Source organism: Salibacterium qingdaonense (assembly GCF_900114715.1).
Lineage (GTDB): Bacteria > Bacillota > Bacilli > Bacillales > Marinococcaceae > Salibacterium > Salibacterium qingdaonense.
Genome location: NZ_FOTY01000018.1, coordinates 19,640 through 45,506 on the forward strand (window position 1 = coordinate 19,640; position 25,867 = coordinate 45,506).

Genomic DNA, 25,867 nt, shown 5'->3' on the forward strand with positions numbered 1-25,867 from the left:
TTCACATTTCGCTTATGAAAAAGTCCTTTTTTTGAAATTGAATTTCAAAAGTGGTTTGTATACGTCAGGAGCTGATTTTCTTTCCCAGTGATATAGCGTAAAATAGGTTGTATGAACACCGCTTTATCAGAAAATGAGGGATGCCGCGTATGTTACTCAATAAAATGAAATACCGGAAAGACTTAACCAGCCAGGAACATAAAATTGTAGACTATATCCTCGATCATCCGCCGGCCGTCTTTCAAATGACGGCAAACGAACTGGCCAAAAAGACGTATACCAGCTCTTCGACAGTAGTGAGACTCTGCAATAAATTAGGGACAAAAGGTTTTCCGGATTTTCAGCTTCAGTTGGCACTGGAATACAAGGAAGCTGGTCCGGCAAAGGAGTGGCGGCAGGCTTCGATACAGGGAGGAACATCCTCTGCAGAAAGTTTCGATCTTGTGCCGCTTATTTATGAAGAGGCGCTGGTGGAGACGAGAAAAAGACTCTCTGTGGAACAACTGCAGGACATCGTCAAGCTGCTGAAAAAGGCGGGGAGTATCGAAATCTACGGAGTAGACTTAAACTACTATATCGCACAACAGGCCTGCACGAAATGGAACGAGGTGGGGTGGCATGCCTCGGCGTATAACAGCGTGAACCTTCACCTGTTAACCAACACGCAGAAGAGCGCAAACGTCGTTTCCTTTGTGATATCCCATACCGGGACAAACCGGGCGATTATAGACATAGCTAAGACGCTCAAGTCTTTCAACCGGACAGTCATTGCGATATCAGGCAGTACCGACAACGAATTGACGAAAATATCTGACAAAACCATACAAAGTTATTACAACCAGGATGTCCTGCACCTGACAAAAATGTTCAATATTATCACCACACAGTATATTTTCGATACATTATATGTAGCGAGTATTGAAGAATAATACTGATTCAAAAAACCGTGCTTTGCTGGCAGCATGCTGGAGGAAGGTGTGGCTTTGTTAACGCCAAAGGATTTTCCTCTTCTAGAGTTCAAAGCTTTGAATACCGTGGGACACGTGCTTGATCATCTTCGTTGTATTGTTGATGTCCTCGATATATCGATGCGTGTGCGCATTCCGGGCATACTAAGAAACCAGACTTCTCTTTCGTGAAAGTCTGGTTTCTTAATAGGACATATTATGATGAAAACCTTTGAATAATTTCTTCGGCTATCATTTTAGACGTTCGTTCCTGCGCTTCTTCGGTCAACCCTGCAATATGCGGGGTAATCAAACAATTATCAAGTTCCAGCAGCGGATGATTCTTTTCGATCGGTTCGTGTTCGATGACATCGAGAAAGGCGCCGCCGATTTCTTCGTTTTTGATCATCTCATAGAGGTCGTTTTCTTCCACTACGCCCCCTCTGGAGGAGTTGATAAGCCAGCTTCCGGGCTTCATGTTTTTCATTCGGTCTTTATTGAGCAGATGCTTTGTTCCTGAAGTAAGCGGAATATGAAGGCTGACAAAATCGGACTGGCGCAGAACCTCGTCCAACTCCGTCATCCTAATGCCGGTCTCCATAACCGCATAATCATACGGTTTCACAAAGGGGTCGTATCCGGTAACATTCATTCCCAGCGCTTTCGCCCGGTTCGCAGCCCGGATGCCGGTTTCGCCTGTCCCTACCAGTCCCAACATCTTCCCGTACACTTCCCCTTTTGTAAATCCACGCCGATCCCAGCCGCCGGATTTCACATCGTGAGCTGCAACGGCAAGCGGACGTGTCACATGAAACATCGCAGAGATGACGTACTCTGCTACCGAAGCCGCGTTTGCATTTTTTGCCGTGATGACTTCAATCTCCATTTTTTTAGCCGCATCCAGATCTATGTTATCGAGTCCTACACCTAAGCGGCCCACCACTTTCAAGCGGGAACCTGATCTAAGCAGCGTTTCATCTACCTTGGTCTGGTTTCTGACGATAAGAGCGTCCGCGTCTGCCGCTTCCTTTTCCAAAGATTCCCGCTGCTTCCATAAATCCGGGTCATACAACACGTCATACCCCTGAGCCTTTAACAATTCCATACCGATCGGCCAATTCATTTCCGTAATAACAATTTTCATCGTTACCCTCCTTTTTACAGCGGAGATGGAAAGGAAAGATCATATTTCTCCCCTAAACGCTGTAGTTCTTTCTCTATGTTTTCCGGGAGCGGGATGCCTTCAGACTGACTTTGTTGATACGTTCGTCCTCGCCGTTCTCCCGGGTATAAAATTTCTTCAAACCCTTCGGCCAGCGGGGAGGCTTTTATTTCTCCAAGCATCTGCCCTACCCGCTCTTCATAATCATCGAGGTTCATCCAATGTTTAATATCGAGAAGAATGAAAGCATGACCCACGTCAGCCGGAGGATTACCGGATTGAAAGATACTGTTGACGTGCGTGCCAAACGCCGCTCCGGTTAAAACGCCGGCCATCATTTCAACGGCCATCGCCATCGCGTACCCTTTTGCTCCTCCCAGCGGAAGAAGAGAACCTGCGATAGCTTCTGTTGGATTATTTGTTTCGTTGCCGTTTTTGTCCAGCGCCCAGCCGTCCGGTATCTCTTTTCCTTCTTTTTCCGCTACTAAAATATTACCGCGCGCGACTTTGCTCGAAGACATATCAATGATTATCGGATCCCCGTTTTTATGAGGAAAGCCGAAGGCCAGAGGATTCGTGCCAAAGTACGACTTACTTCCTCCCCATGGCGCAATGCCGGATGGGGAATTGGTAACAGCAATTAACGCCATATCTTTTTGAAAGGCTTTTTGGCAGTAATAGGCTGCGGTACCAAAATGATTGCTCTCCGAAATAAAAATGCTTGCCAATCCGTGTTTTTCCGCTGTCGGAAATGCTTTGTCCAGGGCTTTACTCGAGACTACCTGCCCCAAGCCGTTATCCCCTTTTACTTTCAAAACGGCGTCGTTCTCTTCAAATGTAAGGTCCGGTTCTGGATTGATCTGCCCTTCTTCCAACCGTGGCACGTACATGAGAAGCCGGTTAATACCGTGCGTACCGGACCCTTCCATATCTGCCCGAATCAAGGAATCAGCAGCAATTCCCGCTTCCTCGGCAGGCATCCCTGTTTTTTGTAACAAGACTTGGCTGAACTGCTGCAATGCTTGACTTGAATAACGCTGCTCCAATGCAAAAACGCCTCCTTTTTATTGTATAAAAACTCCCGTTGGAAGCTGGACTAAAAAGACATAACGAAATAACAAGAAAAAAACCACTGTTACAGCAATCGCACTTCCGGCTGCGTTCATCATCCTCTTTCTTCCGAACACAAATCCCTCCTGCAGATACCAGGTCATTCCTCCTAAAAATATCAAACTTGCCAGCAAAAACCCTGCAAACCATATTAAAAATACATAAATTAATAGTCCTATCCCTGTGGTTATCGCTTCTTTGGTGAATATTTTGGATGGTTCTTCCTCATTCTCCGCTGTTTTATATAAGCTTACAAAAAGATATATCACAGAAAATAGAAGAAGCAGGCCCAACACAAGTATTGGAAAAACAGCGCTCATCGTATTAAATGTTCTCGCAATCCACAAGCCTCCGATAGCAATGACTATGAATAATATCGCACTTCCTGCATCTTTTCTTTTTTCCATTTCTACGGCTCCTCCTTTCATTACTCCTGTGTCTTTGTTTTTTTCAGCAATTTCCCTATATAAGGGCTTAACAAAGAAAGAATACAGAACAGTATAAGAATAATGGTTATCGGCCGGCTGACAAACAGCACAAACAAATCTCCAATCCCATCACTTATTAAAATAGACTGCGATAACCCTTCTTCAGCAATAGGGCCAAGAATAAGTCCAAGAACAATCGGAGCCGGAGCGAAGCCTCTTTCGGATAAAACATACCCGATTAAACCGAACACAATTAACGTTACAACATCAGTGAAATTGTTCCGAATCGCGTAAGATCCGATAATCGTTAAGAAAACGATCGCAGGAGCAAGATAATACGTAGGAATATTAATGACTTTTCCAATATATTTCGATCCAAAAATAGCAAGGACCAGCATCACAATATTTGAGAGGATAAATGCTGTGATAAACGTGTAAATCAGTACTCCGTTTTCTTCAAAAAGGTTGGGGCCCGGCTGAATCCCCTGCATGAGAAGGGCACCTATGATAACAGCCGCCGGTGGCGCCCCCGGGATTCCAAGCGCTAACAACGGCACCAGCGAACCGCCTACTTCAGCATTGTTAGCACCTTCCGAGGCTGCCACTCCGCGCACGTCCCCTTTTCCAAACGTAGACTGATCCTTGGATAACCTGACGGTGGCATCATAAGATAACAGACTGGCAACATTTCCACCGGCACCGGGAATAATTCCCACAATGATCCCCATAACAGCCGACCTTAAGATTAAAAAAGGACGCATAATAACCTGCCTGAAAACATAACCGATCACACCCTTTTCTTGTTGAAAAGACTGGACCTGTTCGGTGGGATCTTTTTGATTCTTGATCATTTTAATGACCTGGGGAATACAGAAAAAGGCTATAAGCATCACGATAAGTTCAAATCCCGCCTGGAGTTGAGAGAACCCAAAGGTGAATCTAGAAGAACCCCCAATCGGGGCGAGTCCTACCATACTCAACAGCAGACCGATGGTCCCTCCGATTAAGCCTTTCAGCAGCGAGCCCGAGGATAAGGTTGCTACCATCGTTAACCCGAGAATAGCTATCCAGAAAAACTCCGGAGGACCAAATTTTAGTGCCAAGGCTGCAAGCAGCGGAGTTAAAAAGAGAAGCGCAAGCCCCCCAATAACCCCACCGATTCCAGAACTTACGGCAGCCGTGATAAGAGCCCGGTCCGGTTTTCCCTGTTGTGTCATGGGATAACCGTCAAATGTTGTTGCTATAGAGGAAGGCGTGCCCGGTGTATTAATTAATATAGCGGCAATACATCCTCCGAAAATCGCGCCGATATATATTCCGCCAAGTGTAATCAAGGCCGTGTCAGCAGGCATGGAAAAGGTGAACGGAAGCATAACCGCAATCGCCATCGTTGCCGTGAGTCCTGGTAAAGCCCCTACTACCATTCCAGCTGCTACTCCAAATATCATATAGATGATAGTAAAAGGCTGACTTAACGAAGCTAATACTTCTTGGATGATCTCCATGTTTCTGCCTCCTATTCACACACAGGAAAATTTATTCTATCTCTCCAAGCTCTCTCATCGTTTCTTCATATTCTTCGGACAGTTGATCGATATGCTCCTGCGTTTCTTCCCGTCCCATGGCCAGCGGCTCAAAACCTTCATTTATCATTTCTTCCTGAACGCTTTCATCGTTTGCAATTTCAAGAAAAGTCTCTTCCAATGTCTGTATGATCTCTTCATCCGTATCCGGCGGCACCGCTACACCTCTGTCAATACTGGCTGTGAAATCCTGACCTGTTTCCTGGAAAGTAGGTACTTCAGGAAGCGCTTCAAACGTTTCTTCCGCCCCAATAGCGAGAATATTCATATCCTCCTTATACGTTACTAAATCATTGGAATTAGCAAATACTGCATCCGTATTACCCCCGAGAAAGTTCTGAATGGATTCCGCCGCTCCTGTGGAAGGAACATATTCCATATCCAGATCCTCTATATTCGATAGCTGCATAAAAGCTAAGTGGTGGCCGGAATACGTGCCGGAACCTGATATTGTCATTTGCTCTCCGCTGTTGGCCTCTTCAATAAAATCATCCATCGTCTCAATATCACTATCCGCCGGTACAGCTAACCCTATCGGTGTACCCTGAAAAATGGCTACAGGATTAATTTGATCCGTTTCATAACCAGCATCATCCTGCGTCATTGGCTGTAAAATGATATGGGGAATATTCATCCCGGAAATGAAGTGTCCATCCGGCTGTTCTCCCACAAGTTCGGTCCAGCCAACAGCGCCCCCTGCTCCTTCTTTATACGTTATATTGACATCTGTATCTAGTTTTTCCTCCAACATAGGTTCCTGTCTTCTTGCTTCCACATCAGACTGTCCCCCCGGCCCAAAAGGAATACTGTATGTCACAGTCTCACTTGGATAATTGGAAGCACCTCCGCCTGTTCCACAACCCGTGACCACAAGAATGGCTGTCGCTGCTATTGCTGTAAACTGAAAATGACGTTTCATTGAAGACTTCCCCCTTTAAAGGAATTTAACAGTAAACGCTTTCATATATTTGAAAAAAAAACAGTCTCTGAACAGAAAAGGTGGTTTTTCTTTCGAGACTGTTTTTTTCAGCTGCCTAGGCACTGCGGTACAATTTCGTCATGACAAACTCTACGTGGCCGAGTGCTTCTGCACTGGTCAGGCGTCCGTTTACGGTCCGATGCAGATTATTCATCAGCATATCTCCGGCCTGGGTCAGGTTAATTTCTCTGGAGAGAAGTCCCTTTACATCCACGTCAATATGCTCACTCATCGTTTCCGCTGTGTCAGGATTGGCTGTTATTTTAATAGTTGGTTCAATCGGATTTCCGATAATGTTGCCCTGGCCGGTTGGGAAGAAATGGACGACAGCGCCGCCGGCAGCCATCAATGTAATGCACTCTGCTGCCGCTGAAGAGGTATCCATGAAATAGAGACCGTTTCCGTTGGAGGGCGCTTCTGCCGGCTCAAGAACACCGATCACTTCTTTGTCTCCGGTTTTTGCGATATTACCGAGCGCTTTTTCTTCAATGGTGGAAAGACCGCCTTTGATATTGCCCTGGGTCGGCTGCGAACCCAGTAAATCAACAGCCTGGGATTCAATTTCATTAATGTAGTCGTTATAAACGGCCATAAATTTGTCTTTTAACTCAGGTGTTGCCATCCGGTCCGCGATTAAGTTCTCTCCGCCTGTCAATTCCGACGTTTCTCCAAAGAATACGGTCGCGCCGGCATCTACCAATCTATTGACGGCCTGCGAAACAGTAGGGCAGGAGCCCAGCCCTGTTGTCGTATCCGATTCCCCGCATTTAATACTGACAGTCAGGTCTTTTAGTTCCACCGGTTCTTTTTGTAGTTCGGAGGCCCACTGTACGTATTCTTTTGCTTTCCAGGAAGCCTGCCTTACTGTTTCAAGGTCTCCATGACCTTCAATGGAAAAACCAGTTACCGGCTTGCCGGTTTCCGCGATACTGTCTACGATTGTTTTTGTCCAGTTATCTTCAATCCCTATTACCACAACAGCGGCCACGTTCGGATTAGAGCCTGTGCCTATCATCGTTCTGAAATGAAGATCAAGATCCGCACCGTATTGCAGACGGCCGTAAGCGTGCGGCAGTGGCAGCGTACCCTTAATTTGGTTGGCTACCGCTTCGCAGGCGGCATTGGAAATGTCATCCACCGGTAAAATAACAACGTGATTGCGAACACCGACTTTTCCATTTTCTCTGCGATATCCGTATAATTGATTCATATTTACCACCTCTTCGTTTTAATATTGTGTGTGTGAACATAATCACCTTTGGAGATTTTTTTCGTACTTTCTCCAATGGTGACCTGGTATTTGATAACGTTTTCACCTTCTGCCAGATCGGCCACCGATACCTTATGCCCTAAAGGGATATCACCATGGGATGTTACTTCAATTGTCTTTTCATTATCCATGTAAACCCCCATTACGTTTTCTCCTGATTTAATAGGAGATGTGGCTACACCGACGTGATCCCCTTGGTTGTGAATCAAAAACTTATGCATTGGGTGTTCCTCCTTTATTGGTTTATAGGTTAGGTGACCCAACCAATTTAATAACAGCATATAAGAGTATTCTAAAAATTTCAATACCTCATGGTGTTATTTTTCCTAAAAAGATTATGAAGGTTTTCTATATCCTTTATCAGCTGAAGTAATGAATAACAGTTACTGCTCTGGTTCAGCACTGCTGCTTAAACTTTCCATAATCGACTTTTCTACACTTTCGAGATGAACGGCCATGTTATCCTGAGCTTTTTGAGCATTTCTCTCCTGAAGCGCCTGCACAATCGTTTCGTGTTCATCCACCGACTTTACCGGCCGGCTTGGGATCTGCATCGATTGAATGCGTGATTCCTGCAGCAAATCGATGAGGTTATGCATAACGTGGATTAGGACTGTATTTCCCGACATATGAGCCAGGGTGAGATGAAATTTCTGATCCAGTTCAGCGAGTTTCTGAAAATCATTTTCGCCTCTGGTTTCTTTTTTAGCTTTATTCACAATCTCCGTCAATTCATTCATTTGATCCTCTGTTGCATGTTTTACCGCCCACTCCACTGCGCTGTTTTCTAAAATTCGCCGAATGGAAAACAAGTCTTTTAACTGATCGGTAGAGACAAAGAAAAAAGAAGCCATTTTACTGATTTGGTATTCTTCGGAAGCTACAAATATACCGGTGCCATGTTTAATCGTTATGTAACCATATGCTTCAAGGATTTTATAAGCTTCCCGGACCGTATTTCTGCTCACCTTTAAATTTATTGCCATTTCCCGTTCACCGGGAAGTTTTTCATTCACTTTATATTTCCCGTCCAGGATAAACTGCTTTATATAATCAGCGGCTCTTTCTGATATTCCTTTTCGTTCAAACTCAAATGTATCAAACACGGCGACCATTCCTTTCAATTGGATTATTGACCCAACCACTTTATTAATTATTACTATATCAAAAATATAGATATATTTCTAACAAGTTTCTCTATTTTTCATGAAAAATACTAATATATTAAAGTCTTTGTTATTATCTGTCTCCCTGTACTGTGAAGGATATCAAGACTTTCTTTCGATCTATTTATTAATTGAATTGATAAATAATATAAAAAACCCTCATAACCACTTCCTTTTTTGCTGTGCTAAGGTGTTTTTAACAGTCCTTATTTGGAAACAGAAAAAAGGTGGGGTATGATGATATCCGGACAACGGCTCCCATATAAAGCGGAACGTGTAAGCGCTGAACAAAAAGAGAAAATGCTTGGTCTGTATCAAGGCATTCTGCTGACTTTTATCTTGGCAATGCTCGCGGACAGTCTGGCCAACCTTCCTTTCTTTTCTATCCTGGGCGTTATGATTATTGCGATAATGCTCGGGATGACGTGGAAAGCGAGCATGAATGTACCGGTACATGCAGCCGCCGGCATCACCTTCAGCAGCAAGTATATATTACGCGCAGGGATTGTTCTGCTCGGGGTCCGCCTCAATCTTGTAAACATCATGGAGATGGGAGTATCCATTTTAATCATTGATGCGTTTGTTATCGCCGGGACCCTCGGGTTTATCATTTATATCGGAAAACTGCTTCATATCGACAAAGGCCTAACCCTTTTAATAGGCGTCGGAACAGCTATTTGCGGCGCTGCTGCGATTGTTGCCGCTACTCCTGTGTTAAAAGGAACGAGTAAAGAAAACGCTCCGCTGGCTGTCGCCTGTATTGCTATTTTAGGCACGGTCGGAGCGATCGGTTATATCGTTGTCTATCCCTTTCTCGGCATTGATAATGAAACGTATGGCATTCTTGTCGGTTCCACACTGCATGAACTGGCCCACGTTGTTGCAGCAGCGGTCCCCGGCGGAGATGCCGGGAGCGAATCAGCGGTTGTCGTGAAACTCGGACGTGTTTTAATGCTTGTCCCTGCTGTGCTGGTTTTATCCGCTATTTACAATCGATCCACGGGGGAAAAAACGAGCATCAAGGATATTCCCTTCCCTTGGTTCATTCTCGGATTTTTAGGCATGAGTGTGTTAAATACTATTGGTGTTTTTTCTATCGGTATTCAGGACTTTCTCACTTCGTCAAGTGTTTACCTTATGGCGATGGGAATGGCTGGATTAGGGCTGAGCATGAATATTCAAGACTTTCAAAAAGCAGGCCTGCGCCCGGTTTTACTTGGTGTCCTGGGGTCCATTTTCATCGTCCTCCTCGGCATAGCACTGTTGATTTTGGTATGATATAAGAAAAGCGCAAGCGCCCTGAGCGGCTGGGCGCTGCAGCCGGAGCATGAAAACGCCAACATTTTATACTTTCAAACATATTGAAAAAGAAGGGGGGTTGGGAGATGAATTTAGAGCATTTGAAAGCATTTTACATCTTAGCAAATAATCAGAACTTCTCCGAAACCGCAAAAATTCTACACCTTGCCCAGCCTACAGTCAGCCTTCAAATCAAAAACCTGGAAAATGCACTGGATGCCACTTTATTTGAAAGAACGACAAAAAGTGTGAAGCTCACCCCCTCCGGCGATGTGTTATACAAGTATGCCGATCAGATTTTTTCATTGGTCAGCCAGACGGAACGGGAACTCGATCTCCTTTCCGACACGATCCACGGAGACTTAAAAATCGGAGCGAGCCTAACGATCGGCGAACACATTCTTCCGTACGTGCTGGGACGGTTCCGAAAAGAGTTTCCAAACGTGCAGCTGTATTTGAAAGTATATAACTCGGAGCAGATCATGGAACATCTGGCGAACGATGAGATTGATTTAGGGTTTATTGAGTCGACGAAAACCTACCCCGATTACCAGCAGCTTGCTTTTTTGGAAGATGAGCTTGTCGTCACAGCTTCCGGTTCCGCCTCTTCTCCTATCCCTTCGCACGTGCAGAGTATAGCACCGGAGGAACTGTTTGAATTCCCGATTATTATGCGCGAACCGGGCTCCGGCACGAGGGAGGTTGTAGAAAATCACCTGGAAAATAACGGGCTCGAACCAAAAAAGCTTGACGTCATCATGGAACTCGAGCATACGGAATCCATCAAGTCCGTCGTGGAATCCGACCTCGGCATTATGATCATTTCAAGAAACGCCATCAAAAAAGAACTCGAACTCGGCACCCTGCGGGAAATTCCCATTAACGGGATCCGCTTGCGCCGCTTCTTTCACGCCGTCTATAAAAAAGACAAATTAACACTTCCCGGTGAATCCTTTTTAACCTTCATCCAAAATCACTACCTCGAGGAAAACTTTCAGATATAAAAAAAGAGCCGTATCCCTCTTCAAATTTTGGGGGATACGGCTCTTTTCAGTATGTCTCTCTTGCTGACCCTTACTTTTAAAGAGTTTTTTTGTAAATGGAAAGTTCAGACGTGTTCTGACAATCACCTTTCCGGACAGTGAGAGAAAAAGTGAGGCTCACACTTCTTTAAGCATCTCTTTCACGTCGACAACCTCTCCTGTTTTGATCGATCGTTCCGCCGCTTCTCCGATAACAATGGACCAAAAACCTTCGTCGGCGGTGGCTGTGGATTGCTGCCGGCCCTGGATGTTATCGATGAAATATTTGTGTTCATAATAGGTGGCCCCGTTGTGACCGCTCTCTTGTATGACAGCTGGATAGCAGGGGGTTCCGATTTTAGCGGTTCCACTCTCCCCGCTTAATACTTCTAAATGGGTGGACGGCCGTTCGACAGGAAGAAAATCTTCGTTTTCATAAGCTTTCAACCGTCCTTGACCGCCGCAGATTGTTATTTCTTCATAAAACATCGGGGCAAACATGCATAAATTAAAGGAAGCTTTCTTACCATTTTCATAAACAACAGTGACAAACGCATCATCCACAATATCGGAACGGCGTCCTTCATACTCGAAGTCACGGAAATTCACGTCCATATCCCCTACCGCGTAAACTTTTGCGGGCTTGGATTCCGCAAATAAATTCATCAAGTCAAAATAGTGGCAGCATTTCTCCACCAGCGTCCCTCCGGAATACTCGGAAAACTTGTTCCATTGATCTACTTTATCCAGAAAAGGAACACGGTGTTCCATGATGCTGATGGTTTTCACGTCGCCAATCGTTTTCCGCTCCAGAATTTCATGGAGGGCTTCGCTGTAAATTGCTTTATATCTGTATTGAAGGCCAATCTGGAAAACGCCGTTATAGGATTCCGCCATTTTTTTAATTCGCGCGGCATCTTCAAGCGTTGTTGCCATAGGCTTTTCCACCATAATATGTTTTCCTGATTTCACCGCTTCCTCGAGCACTTCGAGGTGGGTGAAATTCGGGGTACAGATAATCAAACCATCTACTTCCGGATCCCGGCAGGCTTCCTGTAACGTGCTGTACGTTAATAATTCACGGCCGGGGAATTCCTCCTGAAACATGTTTTTCGTATTTTCCACACTTCCGGCGTTAATGTCATAAATGCCATGGATGACAGCTCTTCCTTCGAGCATCGTCACCCGGATGTGTTCCTGCCCGATCATGCCTGCGCCGATTATATTAAATTTATAGTCCGGGCGGGACTCCGCAAATAAATATTTATCTTTATCCATTAAATGATCGGATTTAAAAAAACCGGTATAATAATTGTTGCTGGTGTGTTTCTCCTGCATCTCTTCTGCCTCCTCCAGCCTTTTTATAGATTAAAAACGACAAGGCGTTCTTCTGTCATTTCTTCTATTGCATACTGCGGTCCTTCTTTTCCACTTCCACTCTTTTTCACGCCGCCATACGGCATATGGTCTACCCGGTACCCCGGTGTATCATTCACGATAAGTCCGCCGACTTCTATCTCCTCAGAAGCCTTCATGGCAAATGCCAGCGAATTCGTGAACACACCTGCCTGCAGGCCGTAATCGGAATCGTTTACCCGGAGGATGGCTTCCTCCTCGGTGGAATACGGATTAACGACAACAATTGGTCCAAACGCTTCTTCTTTGCTTACTTTCATCTCATCTCCCGTTTTGGTGAGAATCGTCGGTGCATAAAACGCTCCGTTTCTTTTGCCGCCTGTAATCACTTCCGCTCCTTCGCGGACAGCTTCTTCCACCCATTCTTCAATACGCTCCGCTTCGTCCTCTGCTATCATCGGGCCGATTTGTGTTTCTTTTTTGGAAGGATCGCCAACTTTCAGTTTTTCTGTTTCCTGTTTTAGGTTCTCTACGAATGTCTCGTATACGGTTTCCTGAACATAAATTCTCTGGACGGATATACAAACCTGGCCCGCATTATTAAAGCTTTTTTGAGCACAAACTTGAGCTGCGGTTTTTAGATCAGCGTCATCATGGACAACCGCTGCTGAATTATTACCGAGTTCAAGCGCCACTTTCCTGAGCCCTGCTTTTTCCTGAAGCTCCCGGCCAACTTCGGGGCTTCCCGTGAAAGTGTACATATTCACATCCTGATTTTCGCAGAGCCACGTCCCTATCTTGGAGCCGGAGCCTGTCACTACATTAAGACGTCCGGCAGGGAGTCCCGCTTCCTCGAGGATTTCTGCAAGTCTGATCGCAGAGTAAGCAGTAGCACTCGCAGGTTTAAGCACAACGCTGTTCCCCGCGGCAAGCGCCGGGCCGACTTTATGGCAGACGAGATTCAGCGGAACATTGAATGGGGTGATCGCGGCAACAACGCCGACAGGGACTCGTTTGGTGTAAGCCTGCCGGTTTTCCGATCCAGGCGCCGCTTCTACCGGAACACCGTCTCCTTGAATCCGTTTTGCCTCTTCCGCGGAAATTTCCAGCGTCTGTGCCGCTCTTGCGACTTCTCCCTTCGATTCATTAACAGGCTTACCGACTTCAGCTACAAGAATTTCTGCAAGTTCTTGTTGATTCTTCATTAAAAGTTCCGCCGCTTTTTTCAACACTTGATAACGCTCATATGGAGGAAAAGGTTTCTTTTTTGCCTGAACCGCTGCCTGGACCGCCTCATCCACGTCTTGGCGTGAGGCTTTTGCTGTTTTCACGTATTCAGCCTGGGTATACTTGTTATAGATCGTCACGACGTCTTCCGTCTGTTTCCACTCTCCACCGATCAAGAGGCCTGTGGAGCTGGTCATCATTTTTGCCATTATAATACCTCCTTATTAGTAAGCAGATTCTCCGCTTTCTGATGACTGCCGAATATATGAATCTTTTCTTTGACTTTTTCTTTCATTTTTTCTTTTCCGCGTCCAAGGGAGTTCGCCACTACGAATTCATCTTTGTTTTCTGCAAACACTTCCTGTACGCCTCTTGTAAAAGCCTGTCTTAGTTCCGTATCCACGTTGATCTTAGCTACACCCAAAGAAATAGCACGCTGAACCTGTTCATCCGGCACGTCCGAACCACCGTGCAGGACAACAGGCCGTTTCACAGCTTGTACGATTTCTTCCAGCCTGTCCAAACGCACATTAGGTGTTTTTCTGTAGATCCCGTGGGCCGTTCCTAAGGAAGCGGCTAAGTAATCTACATCCGTTGCTTCGACGAAGGCTGCTGCTTCCTCTGTTCTCGTGATCATGGCATCTTTTTCATCTACGGTGATATCATCTTCGGTTCCACCGATTTTACCAATTTCTCCTTCAGATCCTATGTTCAAGGATGCTGCGATATCCGCTGTCTTTCTAGTCAGAGCTGTATTTTCTTCAAACGACAGTGCCGAACCGTCAAACATTACGGATTGAAATCCTAGCTGCACCGCCCGCATCGTCTGGCTGAAATTTCTGCTGTGATCAAGGTGAATGCATATCGGAACAGATGCATTTCGCCCGTACCAGTCAATCAGCATCTTCATTGGTTCCATTTCCAGGGTTTGAATGACTTTCTGTCCAACCTGGATCATAATGGGAGCCTGTTCTTCTTCCGCCGCTTCCACAATGGCCTGAACCGTTTCCGCATTATGAGCGCTGAAAGCCCCCACGCCGTAACCGTGATGAAAGGCGTGTTCAAGCATTACCTTTCCACTCAAAAATGGCATGTGCTATCTCTCCTCTTTATCTGTTAAGTTCAATATCGTAATGATACTGGTCGCTTCTATATCTCGTTCTGGTGTATTCCATGGGATGGTCATTCATCCCGAAACTTAAACGTGTCATTTCAAGCAGTGCTTCGCCCGGGCGGATTCCGAGCAGATCTCCTTCGTGCTGAGTAGCATTAATCGCAATAATTTTTTCCGATGCTTTTTTTAAAAAGACATTATGGTCTTCTAAAATCTCATAATAACGCGCTTCATTCAGATCATATTTCATTAAAATATTTCCGATATCGTTCGGCCAGCACGTACGCTCCAACGCAACAGGAATATTATCAGCAAAACGGATACGTTCTACTAGTAAAATAGAATGTTCATCATCAACTTCCAACATCGTTTTTTCTGTGTATAATTGGCCGCTGAATTCCGCCCGGATCAGTTTGGATTTCGGCGTCTGGCCTTTTTCCACTACTTCTTCGGCAAAGCCTTTGAGCCGGCCGAGGCTTCCGACCAGTTTTTGTGGTTTTACAATCGTTCCGCGTCCCTGCGTTTTTTCCACCAGACCTGTCTGTACAAGGACTGATATAGCCTGTCGTACCGTGCTTCTACTGACATCAAACTCTTTCATTAATTCCTGTTCGGTCGGAATAAGGGAGTGGGCCTCCCACTTCCCTTCCTGAATCCGCTGAATAAGGATATCTTTAATTTGTAAATATAATGCTTCGTTTTTATTTTGATTTATTTTGTTCGATGACATGGAGATTCCTCCTTTTTAAAGGGGGAGGGTATGAACTTACATCAGAACCCACCAGCGGGCGGAGCCATTCATTGTAAGCCTTCTGATTTTGAATAAAGGAAGGAGGCAGTATCCTTTCTCCGCTGGCGGCTACCTCGTGAAGCGCAACGGGAACATAGTCAATGTGGTATAAAGCGGTATCGGCGCGCTGCAGCGAAACCATCACTCCCGTCTTCTTCTCTCTTACCCAGGATGCTCCTGTTTCTCCGGTTATAACTGCTTCATTAAAATCCGTCGAAGACACAGCAGCTGAAAAACTTCGCTGGTTCATACCGAGCAGCTCTGACCGGACCATCACATCCATGTTCTGTTTGATAAGATTTTCTATTTCTTTTGAGACGCCTCCTAAAACGGAGCGTCCCTGCACGCGGTCTCTTTCCACCTGCTGTCCCTTTTCCCATGAAGCGCCTTCACTGACGATAATCAACGCTGTCCCGTGCTCTTCCAAAGCATGCGTGGTCTTTTTCATTATGACATCAGGAGAAAGGGGATCTTCCGGAAGGCTGATAACGTGAGGGCCATCCTGTTTATAATCGTTAAGAAAACCGGCCGCTGCTGTCAGCCATCCTGCATTCCTCCCCATTGTTTCAAGAATCCGGACCTGCTCGAAATTACTCATAGCCTGCAGATCCCGACTCATGTCTCTAGCGGCAAGCGCTGCGTATTTCGCCGCGCTGCCAAAACCAGGGGCATGATCCGTTTTGGCCAGATCATTATCCACGGTTTTGGGCAGGCCGATGACTTGCAGTGTGTAATTCTGCTGCTTCGCTTCTTCCTCAATTCTCTTTAAGGCTTCCATCGTTCCATTGCCGCCGATAAAAACAAGCGTATTAATTTTCTGCCGGCGTAAGTTTTGAACAGATTCTTTGATTTTTTCCTCATCGAATTCGTAACGTCCTGCACCCAGGAAAGCACCGGGTACCTTTTTACTTTCCATAACATTCGAGATTAAAGCATCGTCTGCTTCCAGAAATAGTTGATTAGCCAGCCCTTCATATCCATTAACTACAAAGGTGATAGCGTGGTCTTTATATAATTCTCGGACAAAACCGGCTAACGTAGCATTAATGACTGCTGTGGGACCTCCGGATTGCCCAATGGCAACATGTTTCATATATCTCCCGCAGCTCCCTTCAGTTTTTCTTATAGACAGAAACGGGCAGGTTCAGTTGGTTACCCAGCTCGATTAAGTCTTCGGTGACATCCTCATGAACAAGACCGTAATGAGGTTCGAATCCTTCGTCCATCAAATCATACAAGGTTGGCGTGACATCCGTTTCCAGCTGCACCTCCACCGAAGTGCCATTAAAACGCTGCGGGGTATCGAGAGCTTCTCCTCTCATTATCAACAGTCGGTAACCTTCCGGCGTCCAGCCGACCCTGAATATCGTGACCCTGCCCGGTTTTAATCCAAATTCCATCGTGAACCCAAGTTTCCGGTTGGGGTGTACGCCGGGACGCGCTCCCTGCTCCGGGTGAGCCAGAGAGTAAGCGCCGGCGCCGCAATGCCAGTAGACAACAGAGTTAGCCGCTTCATTTACGTGAACCATATCGCCGAGGTATGGGGCTTTTCCGCCCGCAAGCTCCTGCAGAATAAACATGGTGACTGCCCCGTGGATATCGGATTCGCAGGATGATACCACCCCTTCTTCGGTAAATTGAGACAAGGTGGAACAAGCGGCAGTACCGAGTTCATTAAAAAACTCAGGATAACAGCGGATAGCAAGCGCGGAAATATTCTGTTCCTTTATTTCCTGCCTGACATAAGAAGTGAACTGAGCAAACCGCTGGACGGTTTCATCTGCTGATTTTAATCCAATGACCTGCTGCTTGGCTTGTTCTATTTCCGGTTCCCATTTTTCTTTTGGCATTTCCTTGCTCTCATCAAATGATTGTTGTAAATCCATTTCGAGAACATCAATGCCGAAAACCTTTTTCAACTGTTCTTCATCCGTATCGGAAAAGAAAAATCCCGGCTGATGCTCCCCGATAACGCCAATTTTAAAGTCCTTCAATTCGGAGAGCAGGGTTTGTATTTTTACTTGCTGCTTGATCCTGTGCTGCACCTGGGCCTCTTCGGTATTTCCGAAAACAAACGTGTACCGGCGCCCCTCACACTTCAGGACGTGGCTGGTGCTATTGCCGCCGGTGAGAGAATTCAACCGGAGCCTCGCCCCAACTGCCGGCTCTCGAATCGACCACACAACCACAGGAACATCCAGCCTATCTATTACCGCCTGTATATACTCGCCATCCGCAAACGTGATGCTTTGATAAATAACAACGGATATACGACTTTTATCGATAGTTTCCAGAAATTCTCCCAAGTTCTCCTGGGATGTGAAAATACTTTCCGGTTCTATCACCTGATCCGTCAGCTGCCTTAGAAACCGGGAGCTTTTTTCTCTTTCTTGTTCTCCTGTTTCCAGATCAAAGGTTTTTTTTCCTACGGGAAGATATAATATATTCTCCACTCCGTTCCCTTCCTTTCTTTATATCATGAAATGAAACACTACTAAACTTGCTGTACATATACATCCGTGCCGGTAATACCGGAATGGGCTCCCTGCTCCATGAACTTCTTGTTTTCCGGGTGGGACAGCAGCCATTTGTTTTTCATAAACAGCAGGGGATCGTTTGATTCCTCCTCCAACGGGGCGTTTGTTCCGCTCGGCAGAATAACCATGCATTTAAATCCCTGATCCGCCACTTTACAAGGCGCTAAATGAAGCGTGGTCTGGTACAATTCCACCGCCGTAAGAGCCGGTATATAAAAGGCATGAATATCGTCTGTGTGAAATTGACCCTCCTGTATATCGAGAATGGAGCCAATCAGCAGGATGAAATCTGTTTCTCCGATATTGATTTCACTGCCTTTGTGGTATTCAAGGCCGGCTAAACTCGAGCTGTTTCCGTTACAGTACCCGATCTGAACAGGCATCTGCCCATAATAGCTGTCTTCGATCTTGTTCAAAAAAGGGGCTTTCTCCCATTCCGGCACAGATCGCACGTATTTATTGCCTATTTCAGGCACCGTTGTCTCTTGTATCTTGGCCGCAGCTTCCTCTGCCGGAAAATCCTCAAGAACCTTTCCGAATCTGGAAAACGAGGGATCTGTAACATGACAGATGGAAAGCTGCGTGTTTTTCTCCTGCAATTTTTTCAGCACTGCGCGTCCTTCCTTTCCTTCTCGTTTATCATTTAACTGCACCGGATGTCATACCTGCTACAAAATACCGCTGCAGGAAGATGTACATGATGACCATAGGGGCGGACGCAATGAGAACTCCCGTGAACAACATAGGATAATTTGTGGAATATTGCCCTTGAAAATCCAATAATGCGAGCGGCAGCGTTTTATAGGCATTATCTGTTATGAACAACAAAGGATACAACAGATCGTTCCAATGCATCACAAACAAGAAAATGGCGGTCGCGGATAAGGAAGGCAGGGATAAAGGAAGTGTGACTTTTGCGTACATTTTCCAGTTGTCTGCCCCATCCACAGTAGAAGCTTCAAACAATTCTTTCGGGAGCGTTTTCATAAAACCAGTCAAAATAAATACCGCGACAGGAAGAGTGGAAGCAATATTCACCAGGATCAAACCGAGAAGACTGTTTGTCAGACCAAGGTTGAGGACCAAAGAATACAGCGGTACCATGTTCACTTGCGGCGGAACCATCATCCCGAGAGAAAATAATCCAAATAAGGAGTTTCCTTTCCAATTGTTCAGTCGGGTAATACCATAAGCAATCATAGAAGCGAAAAAGAGAGTAAGAGTTACAGAGAAAAGGGTAACGGTTGCACTGTTCACAAAATACCCCGCCATTGTCTGTTCATAAAAAATGGAGATAAAGTTATCAAAGTTAATGCCGGCCTCCGGGAGTCCCAATGGATTTTGAAAGGTTTCCTCCCGGGTTTTCATGGAGGTCAGCATCACCATAATCAGCGGTATCAGTATTAACACCGCATAGATGAATATCGCAAATCTTCTAAAAAACATTCTCATCTTTCCTTTCTTTAGTAGGACACCCGGTTAGACCGCAGTACTTTAAACTGAAGGTACGTAATCAATGCTATAACACACATGAAGATGACGGAGATAGCTGAAGCGTACCCAAAATCATACCCACGAAATGCTACTTCATAGATATACGTTGAAAGGATTTCCGTCGTATTGTTCGGTCCACCTCCTGTCATCGCAAACACTAAATCAAAGGCCTGAAATGATTGAATCGTCGTGTAAGCGATAACGATAGTGGCAGAAGGAGCAAGGAGCGGCCATGTTATTTTTTTAAAAGTCTGCCACTTCGTAGCTCCTTCAATTTTTGCCGCTTCGTATAAATCAAAGGGAATGGCATGGAGCCCTGCAACAAAAATGATCAACATCTGCCCTGCATGGAACCATACTTGTGTAAAGGCTAAAGCATAAATAGCTATATCCCCATTTCCCAGCCAATTCAGAGCTAAAAAGTCAAGCCCGATCAAACTTAATATTTGATTGAGGATCCCAAGGGAGGGATCATAAACAAAGGTCCAAATAAAAGCAACCGAGACGGAAGAAAGAATGGTCGGGAAGAAAAATAATGCCCGCAGCATATAGTTGACTTTTGTATTTTTTACAAGAAATATCGCAAAGATTAACGCGATAATAGTTTGGAATATTACTACAAAAAGCATAAACTCTAAATTATTACCGACTGACTTCACGAATACACTATCTCCGGTGACAGCTTTTGTATAGTTTTCAAATCCGACAAAGTTGAAATTGGCGCTGATCCCATCCCAATTTGTGAAAGAATAGAAAACGGCACTGAACGTCGGATATAGAAAAAATATAGAATAAAGTATCAACCCAGGGATGAAAAATAAATATATCGTTTTAGAAATTTTCATGAAATCAATCCTTTTTATAGTTTACACGCTGCGAGCCCATTTCTTTAATCGATGTTTTCTTCTACAACCTGCTGGGCTTCATCAGCAGCTTCTTCAGGACTCGTTCCGCCTAATACATTTTCAATGGATCCAAGTACTGCATCTTCTACAGCTGCCTCTTTAATTAAATAACGCGGCTGGAATCTTGTATCTTTTTCATCAATCCAATGAGAAGTGTTCTGTAAGGATTCCGATTCATAATCCACATCGTTTACTGTTAAATGTTGTCCGGTTTCGTTCGCATATTGGGAAGCTATATCTGGTTGACTGAGAAATTCAATAAAGGCTTTCGCTTCTTCTTTCTTTTCAGAATTTTTATTAACCGCGAGCATGAAAGTCGCCGTATGAATACCTTCATATTCTACTTCTTCTTCTGAGACTGTTATTGGAGGAAGAAAACCCAGCTCCAGATCTGAATTTAACTCTTTCAACGAAGCCATGTGATAAGAACCTGTGGCCAGCATTGCTGCTTCTTCATCCGCTACCATCTGCATCGCTGAATCCTGATTAGTGCCTAAAGCGTCCTCTTGAAGATATCCATTTTCATTGAAATGCTGAAAATCTTCCAGTGTATTGATCCACCAATCGTTCGTAAGCGTTTCTTCTCCACTTTCCAATTGAGCGAATATATCTTCATTTTTAGCATTGTTCATCATCATACTGTTCATCATTTGGTTCGGCCCAATATCCGCACCAGGGAAAGCAATTGGTGTGATATCATTTTCCTTCAGCGTTTCTGCCATCGCTTGATATTCCGACCAGCTGGTTGGAACTTCAATTCCCAGTTCTTCAAACATACCTTTGTTGTAGACTGGCATATTGAATACCATCTGGTAAGGAACCGCAAGCTGACTTCCCTCAGATTGACCGACTTCGAGCGAGGTTTCAGCAAAATTATTTACAAACTCTTCATCTGATAAATCAGTGAAAAATCCTGCATTGTTAATGGTTTCAAACTGTGTGCCGGGAAAAGAAGTGAAAACATCCCCTGTTGATCCGTCCCGAAGCATTTGTTGAGCGTTAGACTGATATTGTTCGGAAGGATACGTGTTCATTTGAACGCTGATGCCCGGGTTTTCTTCTTCAAATTGTCCAATAATGTCATCAAATACTTCCTCATCTTCCCCGCGCCAGTGAATAAAGCTGATTTCTGTAGTATCCTGGTTTTCTGCAGAAGAATCTTCTGATCCGGACGAATTTGAGTCACCACTGTCTGATTCTTCCTGACTGCTGTCAGCAGCACAAGCCGCCATCAGAACAACAAACAGAACCAACCCGGCGAACATACCTAATTTTTTCTTCAATGAAATAACCTCCTATAAATTCATAATTATAAATCTTAAAAGGTACGGACCTTTTGCTCCAAAAAATTAAAGCGCTTTCATATCCTTAGAAAAAATAAGGGCTTCTCAAACACGCCATTTTAAACTCCCCCTTCACAAGGATTAATAAGATTCTTACTTGATATTATTGAAACATTCTTTCTTCTTTTTATCAATACTTTTTTAAATTTTACGACAATTGAAATATTAAATAGGTTTTATCTATTTTCACAATGACTTTTTCTACGCACCTTCTTCCGTGGTTTGTTTGACGCATTGCATGAACTCCTGTTGTTGCTGGATTACAGGAAATGAGTCAGAGCCGGTTACTGGGCCCCGCAGAACTGAAGATGCCGGTGAAATCTTGTGCCATAGGCGATGAGCAGGCTATATTCCCAGGTTCATCTTCTTTACCCCTTCACCGCGCCGGGGGTCAGGCACCTCTTTCATAAGATGTTGTTGATGCTCCTTATTGAATAATGGTTTACGTATGTATTTCCTGTGGTATAATTTGATTAAATACGCATACTTTTGGGGAAGCAGTATAGAATGAAAAAGAACCGCAGGTGCTGGTACACCTGCGGCCTTGTACAACAGCCGCTTTAAGAGCGGAGGGCTTTGGGTACGTCCATTTAGAAATAGACCGCACACCTTTACAGAGGGCGGTCTATTTCTTTTGCGACATGATTAACACGATGAACGTGCCAAACATCATCATTTAAGATAATGTCTGATACATATCCATAGGCATCACCTCCCCTCCGGGAGACTAGCCGACCGCCCTTACAAACCCTCTGTTGTACACGTTATAGTTTATTATAAACCCTCCCGGCTGCGGAGGTTTTCTTTATATTTCCCGAACGAGAAGAGCACGAGGAGCTGACTGGAGAAATAGAAGAGAAGGAAAAAGAGCTGGAAGAAAAATCGGAAATGCTGGATGAACGGGAAGAGGAAATAGAGACTCGAGAGAATGAGTTACAATCCGAAGAAGAAAAGTCGGCCTCCACTTCTTCAGATGATCAAAATAACGGGGGTGGAGCAGCCGCAGGCACGACGCTATTGGTAGCTGGCATTGTGGGAGGATCGCTTTGGTATCGAAGAATAAAAAATAATCTTCCAAGTCTTTAATGGAATTCAGATACCTGATCCCTGATCTAATGCGTCTTTCTCTAATTTTACAGTATTTATTTCTTCTTGAAGCTTCTCTACGTTGAGAACAGTTATGACCGCCACTACAGCTTCGAGCGCTTCTATTTTTTCATCTCTTGCCTCTATTTTCTCTTGAGAGGAAGATAATCTCTCTTCCAGCGTGGCTATCTCCTCTTCTAAATCATCAACTTTCCCGGCATTTGTATGATTCGAACCCGCGGGTTCCTGCTCAGAACTGCCTGAAGAAGAATCACTCGAGGAGGAATCTCCACCATTATGGTAGTGATATCCTGAACAAAGCCCTTTGGACGCAGAAAATAACATCATGACAATACCAATTACACTCAAAACATACCGTCTGATTACAACCAACCTCCTCACATTTAATGTTTCCTAGACTAAATTATTCGAAATATTCTGATATAAAACGATATAGTACTACTTTGACATTTTTCTCAAAAATCCTTCCAAATAGAGAAACTTTGCCAAAGCCTGACATACTATCTTCTGCTTCTTCCTTGACAAAAAGTGTTCAATTTTAATGAGCAAAAACTGTTCAAAATAACTTGACGGTTACACCAGTCTTCAAATTCAACAATCTTCAATTTCCTCGCTACCACGAAAGCTTTTCGAAGTAAATCAGAGGTCCTGGAGTCGTCATCCATAGCCTCCCGCTGCAACATTAATACAATAGGTTCCATACCCGCTCTCCCTTTGCTGTGAGTTTAATTGACACCCCTAATTTTACTACGATGTTTGAAATATTTCGACAAATACTTGTGATATACTCCACGTTTTTCCTTCGTTTTGATATAATCGTCATAGATAATTATAGGTGATGCTTTCATCTACTCATGGAAGATGCACTACCGTATTTTTCAGCAAAGCGGGGATTTTATGGAACTCATCCAAACCGAAGAACAATTAAAGCAAAATGTAAAACAATTCAACAGCTATTGGTATGATCCATTATATGTTAAAGACTATCTGGCATTCTTGAAAAAAGGACGTACGTTTGTTGTTTGGAAAACGGGCGGTGAATACCTCTTTGGTCCAAGCCGAATTGTGGGCTATATCGGAAACGATGTGAAACAACAAATAAAGAATAAAAATGAAGGGGTCTACATTGACGGACGTGTAACGAATAAGCAGATCACGAGCGTCTTAAATCAAGACTACGCCTACAGCGAAGAGCTGGACCAACTATTTCAAGCTATTTGCCATGATATGGGTGTCGAACCTGAAAATCATACTAGAAGCTATTGGTTCCTAGAATCTATTGATGCGGATGTAGACAAGGAAGAGTGGACGGATGGATTTTCCGAAGGGACAGAAAAAACATCCATGCAAAAAAGCAGAACAAAACAAGAAAAATTCCGCAAGAATCTCCTTTCGTACTGGAAGGGCTGTGCACTAAGCGGATTTACCAATGGCGCCCTGTTAAGAGCTTCCCATATCAAACCTTGGCATGTGTGTAATGATGAGGAACGGGTGGATCGTTACAATGGCTTATTATTACTGCCCACTTATGATGAATTATTCGATCGGGGTTTTATATCCTTCACCAGCCATGGCGATATTATGATTTCAAAGACACTCACTGCAAAGGAGCGAAAACATCTCGGGTTGTCTTCGTCCCTTTCCATAACGGTAGAAGAAGAACATAAACCGTATTTATGTTTCCATCGCAAGTTTCATGGCTTTGACCACTCGGAGGATGATTGAAGAGAACGGAAACACCGTAGCCAATAGAACACCTAAGGAGGGGAGAGCCATAGCTTTTCTTTATAAAAATGACGATGCATTAACCTCGATTTTTGAATTAGCGGGAACGAAAGAAGATGACATGACAGCCAGTGCTGCATGGACCTTAGCCAGTGATCCTCATTTTCTCCAGGCATTTCTGGATCAATTCCTGGATCCAGTAACGTTAGACCATATTGAATGGGACCAGATCCAGATTTTGATGCAGAACTACATGCCGAACAAAGGGATAACGGATCTCGAAGTATTTCAACCTGACTTATTTCATATCATCCTAGAAGCCAAAAAAGGATGGGTACTTCCTGCTGATTCCCAGCTTCAGCATTATTCGAATCGTTTTTCATCTCAAACCGTTCATCGTTTGGTTGTCCTTTCGGAATGCAATGAACGACGCTTTCATAAGATGTTTCCAGATCCCTTTCTAGGTGGCATTCCATTACAGTACATGAGTTGGGAATCGTTGTACGAACTGGCGAAAGAGGTTCACGCCAAAAGTAAGCACAAACAGAAATTCTGGTTACAGGACTTTATTCACTATGTAGAAAAGGTGGTTCCTATGCAGCAGACCGATTCCAACTGGGTATACGTGGTTTCTCTATCCGACGACAAACCTGATGGCTGGGATATTTCGTGGAAAGACATTGTCGAGAAGAAAAATTATTACTTTCACCCAACTGAAGGAGGGGGATGGCCTAAAAATCCTCCCAACTATATAGCGTTTCGTTATGATGGCCAATTACAGTCCATCCATCACATAGACGACTATGAGGTGATTGATGACTTTCATCCCTTTATTCAAGAAATACCGCCAGGTGCCATCAATCCCCACTTTCTTTACACATTAGGCCCTCCTATTTATCCCCCTAAAATCATCAAAAATGGCCCAAGTATTCGTTGGGCGAACCGTGCCTGGTGCATGCTTGATACGTTGCTGACCAGTGACACCATTACCGAAGCAAGAGAAATATCTGTGGCAAGGTAATGCCTACAAAATAAGAAGGAGTGCTGGCAACCACATTCCCAAGCATTCCTTCTTCTTATAGAATCCAGTGTCTGTTATTATAGGTCCCAAAGGCTTTCCGCTTTACGAATGGCGTTTAGCTGACAACATAGAAAATAGCATTCTTTTCTTCCATCCGCCGACAAGTGCGTATCCCATTTAGCGTTGGCGTAGAATGCAGTTGACAAAGGCGCGGTGGACATTGTTTGTTCCTTCTGCACCTATTCGTTTTTACACATTCAACATTTCGGTATTCCGACAAGG

The 25,867-nt window shown here is 44.5% G+C and carries 26 protein-coding genes; 6 read left to right on the top strand and 20 right to left on the bottom strand.

The genetic code is table 11. The features are described 5' to 3' along the window. Positions 1-149 precede the first annotated feature (149 nt). Positions 150-929 (top strand): MurR/RpiR family transcriptional regulator, encoded by a 780-nt coding sequence (locus tag BM058_RS12745; RefSeq protein WP_177195551.1) that lies wholly within the window; start codon positions 150-152, stop codon positions 927-929. 235 nt (positions 930-1,164) lie between these two features. Here the strand turns inward: BM058_RS12745 and BM058_RS12750 are convergent, their stop codons facing one another. The 8 genes from BM058_RS12750 to BM058_RS12785 all read right to left on the bottom strand — a co-directional run bounded on the left by BM058_RS12750 (position 1,165) and on the right by BM058_RS12785 (position 8,585). Further along, the gene (locus BM058_RS12750) at positions 1,165-2,091 is read right to left on the bottom strand and encodes a hydroxyacid dehydrogenase (protein ID WP_090927434.1); all 927 of its coding nucleotides are present in this window, start codon (positions 2,089-2,091) and stop codon (positions 1,165-1,167) included. A 14-nt stretch (positions 2,092-2,105) separates the two neighbouring features. Further along, positions 2,106-3,155 (bottom strand): Ldh family oxidoreductase, encoded by a 1,050-nt coding sequence (locus BM058_RS12755; protein WP_245736992.1) that lies wholly within the window; start codon positions 3,153-3,155, stop codon positions 2,106-2,108. 18 nt (positions 3,156-3,173) lie between these two features. Beyond that, on the bottom strand, positions 3,174-3,626 hold the full coding sequence (locus tag BM058_RS12760) for a tripartite tricarboxylate transporter TctB family protein (RefSeq protein WP_177195552.1): 453 nt from the start codon (positions 3,624-3,626) through the stop codon (positions 3,174-3,176). 20 nt (positions 3,627-3,646) lie between these two features. Beyond that, positions 3,647-5,152 carry a tripartite tricarboxylate transporter permease gene (locus BM058_RS12765; protein WP_090927436.1) on the bottom strand — a complete coding sequence of 502 codons (1,506 nt, stop codon included), beginning with the start codon at positions 5,150-5,152 and terminating at the stop codon, positions 3,647-3,649. A gap of 31 nt (positions 5,153-5,183) precedes the next feature. Next, complete coding sequence (locus BM058_RS12770; RefSeq protein ID WP_090927437.1) at positions 5,184-6,149, bottom strand: tripartite tricarboxylate transporter substrate binding protein; 966 nt, start codon at positions 6,147-6,149, stop codon at positions 5,184-5,186. Between the two features lie 115 nt (positions 6,150-6,264). Further along, the gene (locus BM058_RS12775) at positions 6,265-7,419 is read right to left on the bottom strand and encodes a UxaA family hydrolase (protein ID WP_090927438.1); all 1,155 of its coding nucleotides are present in this window, start codon (positions 7,417-7,419) and stop codon (positions 6,265-6,267) included. Between the two features lie 2 nt (positions 7,420-7,421). After that, a complete protein-coding gene (locus tag BM058_RS12780; protein WP_090927439.1) occupies positions 7,422-7,700 on the bottom strand; it encodes a UxaA family hydrolase in 279 nt (92 codons plus the stop codon). Positions 7,701-7,862: 162 nt separating this feature from the next. Then, entirely contained in the window at positions 7,863-8,585 is a 723-nt protein-coding gene (locus BM058_RS12785; protein ID WP_245736993.1) for a FadR/GntR family transcriptional regulator, read from the bottom strand. 294 nt (positions 8,586-8,879) lie between these two features. Here BM058_RS12785 and BM058_RS12790 point away from each other — a divergent pair, with 294 nt between their 5' ends. Both BM058_RS12790 and BM058_RS12795 read left to right on the top strand, forming a co-directional pair. Continuing rightward, on the top strand, positions 8,880-9,923 hold the full coding sequence (locus BM058_RS12790; protein ID WP_245736995.1) for a YeiH family protein: 1,044 nt from the start codon (positions 8,880-8,882) through the stop codon (positions 9,921-9,923). Between the two features lie 107 nt (positions 9,924-10,030). Next, positions 10,031-10,948 carry a selenium metabolism-associated LysR family transcriptional regulator gene (locus BM058_RS12795; protein WP_090927441.1) on the top strand — a complete coding sequence of 306 codons (918 nt, stop codon included), beginning with the start codon at positions 10,031-10,033 and terminating at the stop codon, positions 10,946-10,948. Between the two features lie 156 nt (positions 10,949-11,104). Here BM058_RS12795 and BM058_RS12800 read toward each other — a convergent pair whose 3' ends face one another. From BM058_RS12800 to BM058_RS12845, 10 genes are read right to left on the bottom strand one after another with little or no spacing between them, the layout of a single operon-like run. Beyond that, positions 11,105-12,304 (bottom strand): Gfo/Idh/MocA family protein, encoded by a 1,200-nt coding sequence (locus tag BM058_RS12800; protein ID WP_090927442.1) that lies wholly within the window; start codon positions 12,302-12,304, stop codon positions 11,105-11,107. A gap of 23 nt (positions 12,305-12,327) precedes the next feature. Next, positions 12,328-13,746: an aldehyde dehydrogenase family protein gene (locus BM058_RS12805; RefSeq protein ID WP_090927474.1), complete on the bottom strand. Its 1,419-nt coding sequence runs from the start codon at positions 13,744-13,746 to the stop codon at positions 12,328-12,330. Between the two features lie 11 nt (positions 13,747-13,757). Then, entirely contained in the window at positions 13,758-14,642 is an 885-nt protein-coding gene (locus tag BM058_RS12810) for a class II fructose-bisphosphate aldolase (protein ID WP_090927443.1), read from the bottom strand. A gap of 16 nt (positions 14,643-14,658) precedes the next feature. After that, positions 14,659-15,393: a GntR family transcriptional regulator gene (locus BM058_RS12815; protein ID WP_090927444.1), complete on the bottom strand. Its 735-nt coding sequence runs from the start codon at positions 15,391-15,393 to the stop codon at positions 14,659-14,661. After that, positions 15,365-16,546, bottom strand: coding sequence for a diphosphate--fructose-6-phosphate 1-phosphotransferase (locus tag BM058_RS12820; protein WP_090927445.1), 1,182 nt, complete (start codon positions 16,544-16,546; stop codon positions 15,365-15,367). Before BM058_RS12820 ends, BM058_RS12815 begins: the two co-directional genes overlap by 29 nt. A gap of 19 nt (positions 16,547-16,565) precedes the next feature. Next, positions 16,566-17,906 carry a sulfoquinovose isomerase gene (gene sftI, locus BM058_RS12825; protein WP_090927446.1) on the bottom strand — a complete coding sequence of 447 codons (1,341 nt, stop codon included), beginning with the start codon at positions 17,904-17,906 and terminating at the stop codon, positions 16,566-16,568. A 41-nt stretch (positions 17,907-17,947) separates the two neighbouring features. Then, positions 17,948-18,601 (bottom strand): DUF4867 family protein, encoded by a 654-nt coding sequence (locus tag BM058_RS12830; RefSeq protein WP_090927475.1) that lies wholly within the window; start codon positions 18,599-18,601, stop codon positions 17,948-17,950. Positions 18,602-18,629: 28 nt separating this feature from the next. Continuing rightward, positions 18,630-19,436, bottom strand: coding sequence for a carbohydrate ABC transporter permease (locus tag BM058_RS12835; protein WP_090927447.1), 807 nt, complete (start codon positions 19,434-19,436; stop codon positions 18,630-18,632). Between the two features lie 17 nt (positions 19,437-19,453). Next, positions 19,454-20,329, bottom strand: a complete 876-nt coding sequence (locus tag BM058_RS12840) for a carbohydrate ABC transporter permease (protein WP_090927448.1) — start codon at positions 20,327-20,329, stop codon at positions 19,454-19,456. Between the two features lie 44 nt (positions 20,330-20,373). Next, positions 20,374-21,672, bottom strand: a complete 1,299-nt coding sequence (locus tag BM058_RS12845; protein WP_245736997.1) for an ABC transporter substrate-binding protein — start codon at positions 21,670-21,672, stop codon at positions 20,374-20,376. Positions 21,673-22,620: 948 nt separating this feature from the next. Here BM058_RS12845 and BM058_RS12850 point away from each other — a divergent pair. Beyond that, complete coding sequence (locus tag BM058_RS12850; protein WP_090927449.1) at positions 22,621-22,818, top strand: hypothetical protein; 198 nt, start codon at positions 22,621-22,623, stop codon at positions 22,816-22,818. Between the two features lie 6 nt (positions 22,819-22,824). On the opposite strand, the gene BM058_RS12855 is transcribed toward BM058_RS12850, so the two are convergent. After that, positions 22,825-23,187 carry a hypothetical protein gene (locus tag BM058_RS12855; protein WP_090927450.1) on the bottom strand — a complete coding sequence of 121 codons (363 nt, stop codon included), beginning with the start codon at positions 23,185-23,187 and terminating at the stop codon, positions 22,825-22,827. Between the two features lie 152 nt (positions 23,188-23,339). Further along, positions 23,340-23,540: an AbiTii domain-containing protein gene (locus BM058_RS18900; RefSeq protein ID WP_090927451.1), complete on the bottom strand. Its 201-nt coding sequence runs from the start codon at positions 23,538-23,540 to the stop codon at positions 23,340-23,342. Between the two features lie 196 nt (positions 23,541-23,736). Between BM058_RS18900 and BM058_RS12865 the strand changes: the two genes are divergently transcribed. Next, the gene (locus tag BM058_RS12865) at positions 23,737-24,564 is read left to right on the top strand and encodes an HNH endonuclease (RefSeq protein ID WP_177195553.1); all 828 of its coding nucleotides are present in this window, start codon (positions 23,737-23,739) and stop codon (positions 24,562-24,564) included. Then, complete coding sequence (locus BM058_RS12870) at positions 24,557-25,585, top strand: hypothetical protein (RefSeq protein WP_090927453.1); 1,029 nt, start codon at positions 24,557-24,559, stop codon at positions 25,583-25,585. Before BM058_RS12865 ends, BM058_RS12870 begins: the two co-directional genes overlap by 8 nt. Positions 25,586-25,867: the final 282 nt, after the last annotated feature.

Excerpts from the sequence above, each read along its gene's own strand:
- BM058_RS12780 (WP_090927439.1), bottom strand. The coding sequence starts at position 7,700 with ATGCATAAGTTTTTGATTCACAACCAAGGGGATCACGTCGGTGTAGCC.
- BM058_RS12865 (WP_177195553.1), top strand. The coding sequence starts at position 23,737 with ATGGAACTCATCCAAACCGAAGAACAATTAAAGCAAAATGTAAAACAA.
- BM058_RS12815 (WP_090927444.1), bottom strand. The coding sequence starts at position 15,393 with ATGTCATCGAACAAAATAAATCAAAATAAAAACGAAGCATTATATTTA.
- BM058_RS12760 (WP_177195552.1), bottom strand. The coding sequence starts at position 3,626 with ATGGAAAAAAGAAAAGATGCAGGAAGTGCGATATTATTCATAGTCATT.
- BM058_RS12770 (WP_090927437.1), bottom strand. The coding sequence starts at position 6,149 with ATGAAACGTCATTTTCAGTTTACAGCAATAGCAGCGACAGCCATTCTT.
- BM058_RS12800 (WP_090927442.1), bottom strand. The coding sequence starts at position 12,304 with ATGCAGGAGAAACACACCAGCAACAATTATTATACCGGTTTTTTTAAA.
- BM058_RS18900 (WP_090927451.1), bottom strand. The coding sequence starts at position 23,540 with ATGGAACCTATTGTATTAATGTTGCAGCGGGAGGCTATGGATGACGAC.
- BM058_RS12790 (WP_245736995.1), top strand. The coding sequence starts at position 8,880 with ATGATGATATCCGGACAACGGCTCCCATATAAAGCGGAACGTGTAAGC.
- BM058_RS12765 (WP_090927436.1), bottom strand. The coding sequence starts at position 5,152 with ATGGAGATCATCCAAGAAGTATTAGCTTCGTTAAGTCAGCCTTTTACT.
- BM058_RS12840 (WP_090927448.1), bottom strand. The coding sequence starts at position 20,329 with ATGAAAATTTCTAAAACGATATATTTATTTTTCATCCCTGGGTTGATA.
- BM058_RS12745 (WP_177195551.1), top strand. The coding sequence starts at position 150 with ATGTTACTCAATAAAATGAAATACCGGAAAGACTTAACCAGCCAGGAA.
- BM058_RS12870 (WP_090927453.1), top strand. The coding sequence starts at position 24,557 with ATGATTGAAGAGAACGGAAACACCGTAGCCAATAGAACACCTAAGGAG.
- BM058_RS12805 (WP_090927474.1), bottom strand. The coding sequence starts at position 13,746 with ATGACCAGCTCCACAGGCCTCTTGATCGGTGGAGAGTGGAAACAGACG.
- BM058_RS12775 (WP_090927438.1), bottom strand. The coding sequence starts at position 7,419 with ATGAATCAATTATACGGATATCGCAGAGAAAATGGAAAAGTCGGTGTT.
- BM058_RS12850 (WP_090927449.1), top strand. The coding sequence starts at position 22,621 with ATGCTGGATGAACGGGAAGAGGAAATAGAGACTCGAGAGAATGAGTTA.
- BM058_RS12750 (WP_090927434.1), bottom strand. The coding sequence starts at position 2,091 with ATGAAAATTGTTATTACGGAAATGAATTGGCCGATCGGTATGGAATTG.
- BM058_RS12820 (WP_090927445.1), bottom strand. The coding sequence starts at position 16,546 with ATGAAACATGTTGCCATTGGGCAATCCGGAGGTCCCACAGCAGTCATT.
- BM058_RS12835 (WP_090927447.1), bottom strand. The coding sequence starts at position 19,436 with ATGTTTTTTAGAAGATTTGCGATATTCATCTATGCGGTGTTAATACTG.
- BM058_RS12795 (WP_090927441.1), top strand. The coding sequence starts at position 10,031 with ATGAATTTAGAGCATTTGAAAGCATTTTACATCTTAGCAAATAATCAG.
- BM058_RS12810 (WP_090927443.1), bottom strand. The coding sequence starts at position 14,642 with ATGCCATTTTTGAGTGGAAAGGTAATGCTTGAACACGCCTTTCATCAC.